The following is a 13,645-nucleotide window of genomic DNA, read 5'->3' on the forward strand; positions in this document are numbered from 1 at the left end:
ATAGAAATCTCCACCAAGCCTTTTCCCTTATCAGTCACTTTCTGATGGAACTTTACACCTCGTAGAGTAGTCGTCACTTCCTGCATATCCCCCTCACGATGGAAAACGGGACGGACCTGCTTCTCCTTTCCAGTAATCTCCATATCTCCTTTCAAGGTTCCGACACGCAGGGATGACTCAAAGTCTATCAATTCACCGTCTACACGGACACCCGTGATATTGCTCCATGCCATCACTTCCGTCTGGGCAGAAAGCGGCAGAGATAATATACCACACAGCAATACAACTATTCCAAACTGGAAAATTCGTAAATTCTTCATAATATCAAATCTATAAAAGGTTGTCATTTCAGTCTGGTATCAATCTCAAACCCCATACGGCTATTATGATAGGGACAATTCCACATACTTGCTTTAGGCTCCTTGTAGCGGGGAGTTCCATCTTCCAGCACCGTTCTGAACCATTCACCATACTCCTTGTCTATCATCCGTGATTTGATGAAGTTCCAAGTGCGGACGGCACTGTCCAAATAAGATTGTTCACCAGTCAGTTGCCAGGCATTGATACAACCGACCACAGTTTCCGCCTGGCACCACCAGGAAGCATCCTTCCTGATTTTGTCCTTATGCCGTTCGTACATCATGGCGCCCATCGGGTTGATGCCCTCTTTCAAGGAGGCGTCTGCAAGTTCCAATGCTACCTTCCTGCACCTCCCGATAACCTCCGGGTCACCCAGAGCCTCTGCAGCTTCCGTCAGCAACCAGGAAGTTTCGATGTCATGCCCGTAAGAGTCGATGTCATCCAGATTGTTCCAATTCGAATCACAGTACAATATCAGGTGATGTGTTTGTGGATTGTAGAGCTTGGTTATTATCAAATCTATTACTTTTGTAAGACGTTCGCGTAGGCCATTATCCTTCCATACTTTATATAAAGCTGTGTATGCCTCCAATACGTGGATATGGGTATTCATTGTTTTGGTGGCAACGCCATCTCCATCATATCCCAGCTTTTGGGGAACTCCCCATTCGCGGGTGAAAGATTCTATATAACCATCGTTTACGGGGTCTTTGATTCTGCTCTCCATGGTCCGGTAAAGTTCTATGGCTTTTTGCAGGCTTTCATTGTTGCCCGTTGCTCTAAAATGTTCGGACAAACCGTAGATAGCATAAGAGCAGCCGTAAGTCTGCTTGTTCGTATCCAATGGGGTACCGTCCGCTTTTATCAGCCAATATACGCCTCCATACTGCGAATCAATGAAGTGGTCTATGAAATACCGTTGCGCCCTGTCAGCCAATTTACGGTAGGCAGTATCGCCATACATCCGGTAGGCGGTTGAAAAAGTCCAAAGGATGCGGGCATTCAGTACACCACCTTTGGGAGCATCCGCTATCGGGGCACCGTCACGTCCCAATGAACCATAAAAGCCTCCGGAAGAATCTACGCTGTATCTTTCCCAAAAAGAGAGGATATTCTCTTTCAAGTCCGAGGTTATTTCATCTTTTAAAACCTTGTCTACGTGTGACTGTGCTTGCAGGAAAGGTGTAACCAGCAACCATACTGTAATCAGCAAAAAAACGGAAAACATACGTTTCATAATATAGCGATTTAAGGAATTAATCATAGTTACATTGCAAATGTACAAAAAAACAAGTTGCCACTACTCACTACCATCCTTTTTCAATGGATACAATTGGTTCCGATAAAGGCTGTTTTTGGGTACTGAGTCCTTGTTTTACCAGACATCAGCTTTTATTAGCTCAAACGTTGGTATCTGGCAGTTCAAACACCATTGTATGACAAATATAACAATGAATATCATAAAAATAGAGGAAAAAGACACATTTCATAACGTTATTGGCTACAAACAAAAGCCATCCGTTTCCTTTTTAGTCCGTATATTAGTAGAAAATTTTGTAACTCAAAAATAGATACTATGAGAAAGAAACATTTCCTATTTGCATCAGTCTTGGCACTGCTTTGCGGCAGCAGTACGCTGCATGCGCAAGACTTCAAGCTGACATCCTCCGGTTATTTCAAGAACCAGGGAGTCGACGTCATGGCTTTTGATGACATCTATCCCGAAGGACACCAGGGAGGGGTATGCATCATCATGAACGGACACCGTGTGGCAACAAACGGAGACATCCGCCTGGAAGCCACGCCCGGACAATGGCAACCCGTACCGAAACAGCTCGACCGGAAGCTCGGTGACAACAGCATCACCGCCACGCTGTGCTATCCCGACTCCTCACGCCATCTCACCGGATTCAACCCGATGATTTACCCGGACCTCCACCTTATATATACGGTAAACGTGGAAAGCAAAGGTAAAAACATAGAGGTGACCGTAGATCTTGACCGCCCCATTCCCCAGGAATTCATCGGAAAAGTGGGCTTCAACCTTGAATTCTTCCCGGGTTCCCTCTTCGGCAAGCCCTGGATTATGGACGGTCAGAGCGGCATCTTCCCGCAACAGCCCAACTCCCCCCTGATGACAACCCAGCCCAACTATCTGCATACAGGAAACTACCATGACGGCAAAAAATCGCTGGCAGACATGGACAAACTGATAGGAAAAGGTTACAGCCCGATTGTGGCAGACGACATCATCAGCGAACCTTATGCCAAAGGAACCAAGTTCACCTCCCGGCCCGATGACCCTTACAACAAAGTTACCATCGAATCATTGAGCGGTGACCTGCAACTGTTTGACGGGCGTATGAACCACAACAACGGCTGGTTCGTACTGCGCAGCAACATAAAACCGGGTGTCACCAAAGGTGCCGTCAAATGGATTATCACTCCGAACGTAGTGGCCGACTGGATGTATCAGCCGGTTATCCAGACTTCACAGATAGGTTATCATCCCACTCAGGACAAGGAAGCCGTCATCGAAATGGATATACGTGACAGCAGAAAGGAAACGGCACAAATCATCCGCATTGATGCCGACGGCGAAAAGGTTGTCAAGAACGTCACTCCTGCCAACTGGGGTAAATTCTTGAGGTATAACTATCTGAAAGTAAACTTCACAGATGTAAAGGAACCGGGGCTTTATAAGATTAAATACAATACCTCCGTGTCTCCCATCTTCCGCATCGACAATGACGTATATGCCCGTGGCGTATGGCAACCCGTACTGGAATACTTCCTTCCCGTACAGATGTGCCACATGCGCGTCAACGAAAAATACCGCGTATGGCACGACTGCTGCCACATGGACGATGCCCAGATGGCACCGGCACACAATCATATCGACGGCTACGACCAGAAAGAGGGCCTGTCCAAGTTCAAACCGGGTGAAGTGGTTCCCGGAGTGAACATAGGCGGCTGGCACGATGCCGGAGACTTTGACCTCCGCATCGAATCCCAAGCCGGAGAATCCTATATCCTGGCACTGGCCTACGAAGCTTTCCACCCGAATCTCGACGTGACTTCCATCGACCAGATAAACCGTGTGACGGAAATCCACCAGCCCGACGGTAAGAATGACTTGCTGCAACAAGTAGAGAACGGCGCCCTTACGGTAGTCAACGGCTACCTGGCACTGGGACGTCTCTACCGGGGAATCATCTGCAACGACCTGCGCCAGTACGTACTTCTGGGTGATGCCGCCGCCATGACCGACGGGAAAATCGGTAATGAAGACGACCGCTGGATATTTACGGAGGATAACCCCGGACGGGAACTGTCGACAGCTGCCCAGCTGGCTGCCGTATCACGTGTATTGAAAGGTTTCAATGATACATTGAGTGTGCATTGCCTCGACATTGCTCGCAAAGTATATGCTTCTACCGGAAGCGGCAACAACAGAGCCTTGTTCCCCAAAGTGCAGGCAGCCGTAGAGCTGTACCTCACCACCGGCGAACAACCCTATATGGACTTCATTCTGGACAACCAGGAGCTCATCATCAAGCAGATAGGCCGCATCGGCTGGTACACGGCACGTGTGGAAAAACTGTTCGCACAGATGAAGAACAAGAAAGCCAAAGCCTTTTCAGCAGCTTTCCGCAAAGCTTTGACCGGATATGAACAAGAACTGAACAAACAAGTGCAGGAGACTCCCTATGGCGTTCCCTACCGTCCGAACATCTGGGGTGCAGGCTGGGATATACAGCGTTTCGGCTTCCAGCACTACTTCCTGACAACCGCCTATCCGGAAATATTCCCGAAAGCACCGGTATTCAATGCCCTCAACTTCATTCTCGGATGCCACCCGGGCTCCAACCAGGCTTCCTTCGCCTCGGGTGTCGGCGCACAATCAGCCACTGTAGGCTACGGACTGAACCGCGCAGACTGGTCGTACATTCCCGGTGGAGTCATTTCCGGTACGGCGCTTATCCGTCCCGACTTCCCGGAACTCCTGACGTTCCCGTTCCTCTGGCAGCAAACTGAATATGTGCTGGGAGGAGGTTCATCCCACTATATGTTCCTGGTACTTGCAGCAGAACAGTTGCTGAAACAATAAGAAAGACAGAGGGGGAACAAAACCCTCTGGATGTTTTCTTTTAGGCGCGGATTACACGGATTTCACGGATTTAGTTTACTGCATCCATGGATTCCGCGTAACCCGCGCCTAATATTATAGTATAATGAAAGTGTTTATCTACTTTCCGTTCTTTCACCAATTATCCGTACGGAACGGAATGGTAGGCAATTCATTTCCGCCAATCATCGTACCAATCTGGAAATCATGGAAACAATAGCGCACGCTGACGGGATGGGATACCTTTTCTGAAGAGATTACCACTTCATTCGTCTGCCAGTGCAGCCATACTTTGTCGGCAGGATGGAACACACGGTCCTCACCCGCCACTTCGAAACCGCGAAGGTCGTAGTTGCGACAGATACCCATTTCCAAATGGTCGAAGGAAACCCATGCTTCACTGCCTTTAGCAGTCCATGACTTATATTGTGGGCCGAAACAGTGTATCTGCTTCAATCCATAGGTAAGGTTCAATGCCAGATAGCTCAAGCGTTGACCTACCTTTGTCTTGTTGCGGGGATGGATATTGTATATCTCATAAGGCTCTACAAGGTCGTTTGTAGAAATCATGGCACTGTTCGGAATCAGGCTTTGGGCACGGAATTGCGCTTCACGTAGGTAAGCAGCTTTCTCTTGCTGGGTACCTCCATAGGCGTACGGCGCTATTTCGGCAAAGTAGAAAGGCAATTCGCCCAGCCCCCATTCCTTGCGCCACAGCTGCACCATGTCGGCCAAGCGTTCGGCATATGTTTCATGGCGACCTACGTTCGACTCTCCCTGATACCAGATGAACCCTTTGATGGTATAGTTCTGAAGCGGCTTCAGCATGGCATTGTACATCAGCATGGGGCGGAGCATGGGATGCAGGCGTTCGATGGAATCGGGGTTGAGAGATATGTCTGGATAGTTTTCCAGCAGTTCACGGCTTATCCAACCTTCTACAGTGGATCCACCGTAAGCGCTACAGATGATGCCGACCGGAATCCGGAGGGCACGGCTCAACGAAGTGGCAAAATAGTAGGCCGTCGCACTGAAATCGGGTGCGGTTTCTATGGAAGATATGTTCCAGCTACCTTTGCAGTCGGTTTGCAGTTCATAAGTCTGGTGCTTGGGAACGGTGAACATACGCACCCCCTTATTCTCGGCAGAAACTATGATGTCATCCGCTCCGTTCATGATGCAACAGCCAGCAAAACCTTTCAGGGGCATTTCCATATTGCTCTGGCCGGAAGCAAGCCATACTTCACCGATTAGGATATTCTTCAACGTAGTTTTTTCTCCGTCATCAAAAGTTATCTCATAAGGCGTGTATCCTGCTGCCGGAGTCTCCACGGCAAGCGTCCAACCGCCATCCTTATCGGCACGGCAAGTCATTGTCTGTCCGTTCCACGAAGGCGTAACGCGTACTTCGGCTTCCGGAGCAGCCGTTCCCCACAGTTTCACTTCAGTCTGCTGCTGGAGTATCATGTTGTCGCCCACCAGTGCAGGCAGTTTTACTTTGGCGCCCAACGAGGCGGCACCGCATAATAGAATCAATGCAAGAACCTTACTTTTCATAGTATATTTGTATTTAACATTATATTCGGAATCAATAACGCGAGCAAAAATAAGGCTTTTTTGCTCACGTTCTCCGTTTCATGTGCAAAAAGTGGGTGTTTTTGCACATGTGCTCAAACAAAATTATACATTGATGTATTATACATTGATGTATAATTTGTATATTTGTCATTAAATCAAGAACAGAAAGCTTATGAAATCACCTTTTCAATACGGCACACTGGTTGATAAAGAAAGTTTCGTCAATCGGGTAGAAGAACGAAAGCAACTGAAAGAATTACTTGGATCGGGCATCAACGTAATGCTTATTTCACCGCGCCGATGGGGAAAATCGTCGCTTGTAAAAGTAGCTATGGACGAACTGACACAAGAAGACAAGCATATCCGTGTCTGCTTCATTGATGCATTCAGCATCAAGACGGAAGCTGAATTCTACCGCATCTTTGCGCGAGAAGTCATTTCTTGCGCCGCCTCCACCCTTGAAAAGAGGCTTGAAGATGTGAAACAGTTTCTTAAAGCCGTTTCTCCCAGTATCACATTGAAGAGCGACCCAACCGATACCCTCTCCTTTGACCTGAAATTGGAACTGGAAGAAAAAAGTGTCATGGAGATACTGGAACTACCCGAAAAGATAGCAGCTGCCAAAGGCATACACCTGATTGTCTGCATCGACGAGTTCCAACAACTGGCACTACTACCCGGCTACAAAAGTATGGAGGGAAAAATGCGCTCTGCCTGGCAGAAGCAGCAACAAGTCTCCTATTGCTTTTACGGAAGCAAGCGGCATATGATGATGGACATCTTCAACAATTCTTCTAACCCCTTCTACCGCTTCGGACAAGTACTGTTCCTGCAAAAGATAAAGAAAGAGGAATGGGTGCCCTTCATCGTCAATGCCTTCCACCGGACGAACAAAGAAATCAGCGAACAGCAAGCAGAACAACTGTGCGACATCGTGAAATGCCATTCGTGGTATTTGCAACAGTTGTGCTATTTCATCTGGAGCGGTACGTCTGAAAAAGTGACAGATGAGATTATCGAAATCCGTACCCGCCAACTGATAGACACCAACATGCCTATGTTCATGAACGACACCGAGAACCTGACTGCTGCCCAAACTGCCATGCTTCGTGCTGTAGCCGACGGTGAATACCGCTTCAACTCCATCCCCGTAGTGCGGAAATATGAATTGGGCAGTGCACAGACCATCACACGCAACAAGCGTATGCTGACAGAACGTGATTTCATTGAGAAAGAGGGGAACAAGTATGTTTTCTCCGATCCGATATTCGAGCTTTGGTTCAGGAGGGAGTATTGCTGAATATAAAAAAAGAACGTGGAACTGCGTGCTATCCATCGTCTTTGAAGGCCCTGAGAAAACCCCACTATACAAATGAACAGACAGCAGACCCACGCCGAAACCAGCGCAGGAGCAGTCCATGCCATTCTTGTATAGTTTCGAAAATTTCTCAGGTTCTCAAAGACAAGAATGAAGCACAACGCTTCTTACAATATCATTTCACAAAACATTGAAGCTAAGGACACTTCCTTGCTTCGATGGCAAATTTAACGATAAAGAATGAAAACAAGAAAAAGATTGGAAAGTATTTTTAAGGCTGATACCTACAGAAGATAAATATGATTTTGTCATTCTGACACTTTGTATTTTCTATCGCACGAGAATCCCGTATTTCGGACCGATTATCCACACAGAAAGAAATACGAGAGCGAAAATCCATAAGTGTCAGGTTATAAGCATTATACCAAAACGAACGTCCTTCTAATAAATCGAAATCACACCTCCGAAAGCCCTGATACACCGAAAATGCAAAAGCAAAAGAACGTTTTACTAAAACAGAGTAACCGTTTTACTAAAACGCAACTCCCATTTTAGTAAAACGGTATACTCTTTTTAGCTTAAAAGTGTAGCCAATTTCTGTATAAAAGTCCCACAAAAGCGGAAGAATATGCAAAAAGAACGCATCTTTATGAGCTGAATATCCACAATATATCCTAAATCCGTTCTTCTATAAAACCAAGTGCGGCAGGAAAACCGGAAAAAACATTACTTTTTGTCAAGGTTATAGGGATATTTCCGTCTTTCAGCACCTTTTACAACAACCCATGCAGTTCCCACGCCCGCACATGCCTTATTCCTTCATGAGACGGCAGGCAGAAGTCGTCAAGCGAGACAACCAGCTTCTCATAATTATCTTGTATCGACTCCAGCGAAGCATACTCACGGCGCACCGCCTGTTCATATACCAGCATGTAGGTGGATTGCAGATATATCGTACGGTCGCCTTTCCGGGCGATGAAGTCCACCTCTTTTTCTTTGGCACATCCGGTATAGACATCATAGCCTGCCCTGAGCAACTCCAGATAGACAAGATTCTCCAGTTTATAACCCACCCCATAGGCCGTTCCGGGATAGAGAAAATTCTTAAAGACAAGGTCGTTGATGTAATATTTCGCCGTACCGGACAGTATTTCCTTTCCGCGCAAGTCGAAGCGTTCACAACGATACGCCAAGAACGAGTCTTCGATATAGCCTATGTAAGCAGCCACGGCATCATAGCCCGTCTTCCGGCCTTGGCTCTTGAAATAGTTCACGATGTTGCCGATGGACACTAAATTAGAGGCATTGCCTACAAGAAACGCAAAAAGGTCTTCAAGCAGTCGGGGGTCACGTATGCTGTAGCGTTGGCTGATGTCCTTCAGCAAGATGGTGTCCTTCAAGGCAGACAAGTAATTGCGCTACACCTCCTGCTTTTCGGGCAAGACAAAAAGTTCCGGGATTCCGCCCGTATTCATATAGCTCTCGCGGTTCTGTTCCAGATGCCTTATCTCTGTATACTCCTGATAGCTGAAGGGATATACCGGAAATTGGACGTATCGCCCCGAAAGCAGCGTGGCAAGCTCACCGGACAGCATCCGTGAGTTGGAGCCGCTGATAAAGAGCTCGTACTCCTCGGTATAGTCCTGCGAATAAGAATTGACCGACTTTTCCCATTCTTCGATGAGCTGCACTTCGTCGATGAAAATATAAATCTCCTCTTGTCCAGAGATTGTACTTCCTAAGTATATCCATTCTTTCGTTCATAACCTAAAAAGTTTGCGAAAAAGGCTAGATTTTCGGTTATAAACGAAAGATTCATTTAGACAAGCAAGGAGGATACTTCCTTTCCGCATCCCCTTTATCGGCCGGATATTCCCTCTATAGAATCATCATTGTTGCATCTATATATCCACCGCGTTGCATCTATACTTCCACCGTGCTGCATCTATAGATGCAGCAAATCCCTTAACCTATCCTAATAATGCTGCTTATTGTCACCTATTTAGAAGCGAAATCATTATATTTGCGCCCATATATGCCAATACGTTAACTAAGCGGATGGCAAAACAACTTGTAAAAAACAAAACTGAATTATAACGAATTTCATCTGAATGAAACAGTACAAAACCGTAAACAACCTTGTAGGCTGGATTACCTTCCTCATTGCAGCGACGGTCTACTGCATGACCATCGAACCTACTGCAAGCTTTTGGGACTGCCCGGAGTTCATCACCACCGGCTATAAGCTGGAAGTAGGACACCCGCCCGGCGCACCGTTCTTCATGCTGGTAGCCAACCTATTCTCACAATTTGCTTCCGATGCCTCCACCGTTGCCAAGATGGTGAACTACATGAGCGCGCTGATGAGCGGCGCATGTATCCTGTTCCTTTTCTGGAGCATCACGCACCTGGTACGCAAACTTGTGATGACAGACGAAAACAATATCACACGCGGACAGATGGTCACCATCATGGGTAGCGGTCTGGTGGGCGCACTTGCCTACACGTTCAGCGATACCTTCTGGTTCAGCGCTGTGGAAGGCGAGGTGTATGCCTTCTCCTCACTGTTCACTGCCGTCGTATTCTGGCTCATACTGAAGTGGGAAGACGTCGCCAACGAGCCTCACAGTGACCGCTGGCTGATTCTCATCGCCTACCTGACCGGTCTGAGTATCGGCGTGCACTTGCTGAACCTGCTCTGCCTGCCCGCCATCGTACTGGTATACTACTACAAGAAAGTACCCAACGCCAATGCCCGAGGCTCCCTGCTGGCATTGCTCGCTTCGGGCATACTGGTAGCAGCCGTACTCTACGGCATCGTGCCGGGTATCGTGAAAGTGGGCGGCTGGTTCGAACTGCTCTTCGTCAACACGCTGGGCATGTCCTTCAACACGGGTGTCATCGTATATATCATCCTGTTGGCAGCCTGCCTCATCTGGGGTATCTACGAAAGCTATACCGAACGCAACAAGGCACGTATGGCACTCTCGTTCATACTCACCATCGCCATGCTGGGTATCCCGTTCTACGGACACGGTACCAGCTCGGTAGTTATCGGTATCATTGTCATTGCCGCATTGTGGCTCTACCTCCGTCCGAAGACGCAGGCAGCCGTCAAAGAGAAATTCCGCGTATCGGCACGCACGCTGAACACCTCGCTGCTCTGCACCATGATGATTGTCATCGGATATTCCTCGTATGCACTTATCGTCATCCGCTCCACCGCCAACACGCCGATGGACCAGAACTCTCCGGAAGACATCTTCACACTGGGCGAATACCTGGGACGCGAGCAGTATGGCACACGCCCGCTGTTCTATGGCCCTGCCTTCTCCTCGCAAGTGGCACTGGACGTGAAAGACGGTTACTGCGAACCGCGCATCAAGTACAACGGCACGAAGTTCATCCGCAAGGAGAAAGCTACGCCCGACGAAAAGGATTCGTACATCGAAATCCCCGGACGCATTGAGTACGAATACGCCCAGAACATGCTGTTCCCGCGTATGTACAGCAGTGCCCATACACAACAATACCATGCCTGGCAGGACATCAAGGGTTACGATGTGCCCTATGACAAATGCGGCAACATGATTATGGTAAACATGCCCACACAGTGGGAAAACATCAAGTTCTTCTTCTCCTACCAGCTCAACTGGATGTACTGGCGCTACTTCATGTGGAACTTCGCCGGACGCCAGAACGACATACAAGGCAGCGGAGAAATTGAACACGGCAACTGGATTACCGGTATCCCGTTCATCGACAACTGGCTGGTGGGCGACCAGAGCCTCTTGCCTCAGGAACTGAAAGACAACAAGGGACACAACGTATTCTACTGCCTGCCCCTGCTGCTGGGGATCATCGGCCTGCTATGGCAAGCCTACCGTGGGCAGAAAGGCATCCAGCAATTCTGGGTGGTCTTCTTCCTCTTCTTCATGACCGGTATTGCCATCGTGCTCTACCTGAACCAGACTCCGAGCCAACCGCGCGAACGTGACTATGCCTACGCCGGTTCGTTCTACGCCTTCGCCATCTGGATTGGTATGGGTGTGGCAGGACTCGTCCGTCTGCTTCAAGACTATGCCAAGATGAAGGAACTGCCTGCTGCCGCCATCGTTTCCGTAGCCTGCCTCTTTGTCCCCGTGCAGATGGCAAGCCAGACTTGGGACGACCACGACCGCAGCGACCGCTACATGGCACGCGACTTCGGCCAGAACTACCTGATGTCCCTGCAAGAAAGCGGCAATCCGATTATCTATACCAACGGTGACAACGATACCTTCCCCCTCTGGTACAACCAGGAGACCGAAGGTTTCCGTACCGACGCCCGCACCTGCAACCTCTCGTACCTGCAGACCGATTGGTACATCGACCAGATGAAGCGCCCCGCCTACGACAGTCCTTCTCTCCCCATCACGTGGGACCGTATGGAGTACGTAGAAGGCACCAACGAATACGTCCCCATCCAGCCTGAGTACAAGAAAAGCATCGACCAGCTCTATGCCGAAGCCGAGAAGCAGGCACTGGACGGTAATCCCGAAGCACTGGTCAATGTAAAGAAAGAATTCGGTGACAACCCGTATGAGCTAAAGAATATCCTCAAGAACTGGGTGCGCAACAAGAATCAGGACTTGAAGGTGATTCCTACCGATAGCATCGTCATCAAGGTAGACAAGGAAGCCGTGTGCCGCAGCGGCATGATGATACCGGGCGACTCAATCCCCGACTACATGCACATTTCGCTGAAAGGCAAACGCGCCCTCTACAAGAGCGAGTTGATGATGCTCGAGATGCTGAGCGAGGCCAACTGGGAACGCCCCATCTATATCGCTGTCAGCGTAGGCAGGGAGAACCAGTTGAACATGGAGAACCACTTCGTTCAGGAAGGTCTTGCCTATCGTTTCACTCCGTTCGACACCAGTAAGACGGGCGTGACAATAGACTCCGAAAAGATGTACGACAACCTGATGAACAAGTTCAAGTTCGGTGGCATCGACAAGCCGGGCATCTATATCGACGAGAACGCCATGCGCATGTGTCACTCTCACCGTCGCATCTTCTCCCAACTCGTGCAGCAGCTGATGCGTGAGGGCAAGAAAGACAAGGCAAAAGCCGCCCTGGACTATGCCGAAAAGATGATTCCCGCCTACAACGTGCCTTACGACTGGCAGAACGGTGCCGTACAGATGGCAGAAGCCTACTACCAACTGGGCGAAACCGCCAAGGCGGACGAGATAATGAAAGCCCTTGCTGACAAGGCTGTAGAGTACTTGACCTGGTATCTGAGCCTGGACGACAACCGCTTCATGATTTCTACCCGTGAGTTTGAATACCACTGGGCTGTACTCGATGCCGAGGTGAAGGCCATGAAGAAGTACAACTCCAAGCTCGCCGAAATCTACGAGCCGAAGGTGGAAGAACTGTATAATATGTATGTGGACAGAATGAAGGAGTGAGAATAAGGATTAGGGATTAAAGGATTAGGGATTAGCCTGTGCAGTTCATCACTAATCATTAACCCCTAATCCTTAACCCCTAATCCTTAAAATCCCTAATCCCTTAATCCTTAATCACGTGTTTATAGAACAACCTCCTGAGTTTTTTCGCAAACTATATCCCGGTGCAGTCTGGAGGATGGACCCCAATGAAAAAGCCGTTTATCTGACTTTCGACGATGGCCCTATCCCCGAAGTAACTCCCTGGGTGCTCGACCTGCTGGATAAGCACAACATCAAAGCCACCTTCTTCATGGTAGGTGACAACATACGGAAGCATCCGGACGAATTCCGGATGGTCGTTGAGCGTGGGCACCGCATCGGTAACCACACCTTCAACCATATCCGTGGATTTGAATACACGGCCAAGAATTATCTGGGAAATACCGAACAGGCGAAGATTTTCATGGAAATGGGTGGGGACATCAATTGCAATGTGGAGAAGGTTCTCTACCCTCTCTTGTTCCGCCCTCCCCACGGCCATATGTTCGCCAACCAGTATCTCACGCTGAAACGAACCTACAAGATTGTGATGTGGGACCTCGTGACCCGCGACTACAGCAAGAAGCTGCGCGGTCCGCAAGTGCTTGCCAACGTGATGCGCTACGCCCGCAACGGCTCCATCATCACCTTCCACGATTCCCTGAAATCTTGGTGCAACGGAAACCTGCAATACGCACTGCCACGCGCCATTGACTTCCTGAAGGAAGAGGGATATGAATTCAAAGTATTATAAACTTGAAACAGCAGAAAGTTACCAACATC

General features: G+C 48.7%; 6 protein-coding genes and 2 pseudogenes. 4 read left to right on the forward strand and 4 right to left on the reverse strand.

From position 1 onward, the window contains the following. Positions 1–320, reverse strand: a pseudogene (locus ABUA47_RS06660) (hypothetical protein); the annotation flags it as partial. A gap of 23 nt (positions 321–343) precedes the next feature. Next, a complete protein-coding gene (locus tag ABUA47_RS06665; RefSeq protein WP_044469000.1) occupies positions 344–1,597 on the reverse strand; it encodes an AGE family epimerase/isomerase in 1,254 nt (417 codons plus the stop codon). A gap of 339 nt (positions 1,598–1,936) precedes the next feature. Between ABUA47_RS06665 and ABUA47_RS06670 the strand changes: the two genes are divergently transcribed. Next, complete coding sequence (locus ABUA47_RS06670) at positions 1,937–4,471, forward strand: glycoside hydrolase family 9 protein (RefSeq protein WP_195325646.1); 2,535 nt, start codon at positions 1,937–1,939, stop codon at positions 4,469–4,471. A 153-nt stretch (positions 4,472–4,624) separates the two neighbouring features. Here ABUA47_RS06670 and ABUA47_RS06675 read toward each other — a convergent pair whose 3' ends face one another. Next, positions 4,625–6,046 (reverse strand): sialate O-acetylesterase, encoded by a 1,422-nt coding sequence (locus ABUA47_RS06675; protein ID WP_349824383.1) that lies wholly within the window; start codon positions 6,044–6,046, stop codon positions 4,625–4,627. Positions 6,047–6,239: 193 nt separating this feature from the next. On the opposite strand from ABUA47_RS06675, the gene ABUA47_RS06680 reads away from it, so the two are divergent. After that, entirely contained in the window at positions 6,240–7,367 is a 1,128-nt protein-coding gene (locus tag ABUA47_RS06680; protein ID WP_022400582.1) for an AAA family ATPase, read from the forward strand. A 791-nt stretch (positions 7,368–8,158) separates the two neighbouring features. Here the strand turns inward: ABUA47_RS06680 and ABUA47_RS06685 are convergent. Then, a pseudogene (locus ABUA47_RS06685) lies at positions 8,159–9,106 on the reverse strand (ATP-binding protein); the annotation flags it as partial. Between the two features lie 390 nt (positions 9,107–9,496). Here ABUA47_RS06685 and ABUA47_RS06690 point away from each other — a divergent pair. Together ABUA47_RS06690 and ABUA47_RS06695 are read left to right on the forward strand one after the other, a co-directional pair. After that, the gene (locus ABUA47_RS06690) at positions 9,497–12,841 is read left to right on the forward strand and encodes a DUF2723 domain-containing protein (RefSeq protein ID WP_195325644.1); all 3,345 of its coding nucleotides are present in this window, start codon (positions 9,497–9,499) and stop codon (positions 12,839–12,841) included. A gap of 118 nt (positions 12,842–12,959) precedes the next feature. Beyond that, entirely contained in the window at positions 12,960–13,616 is a 657-nt protein-coding gene (locus ABUA47_RS06695; protein ID WP_005831030.1) for a polysaccharide deacetylase family protein, read from the forward strand. The last annotated feature ends 29 nt before the right edge of the window (positions 13,617–13,645 follow it).

Origin of the sequence: Bacteroides sp. RTP31139st1_H2_RTP31139_211217, from assembly GCF_040227615.1 — a bacterium.
Lineage (GTDB): Bacteria > Bacteroidota > Bacteroidia > Bacteroidales > Bacteroidaceae > Bacteroides > Bacteroides uniformis.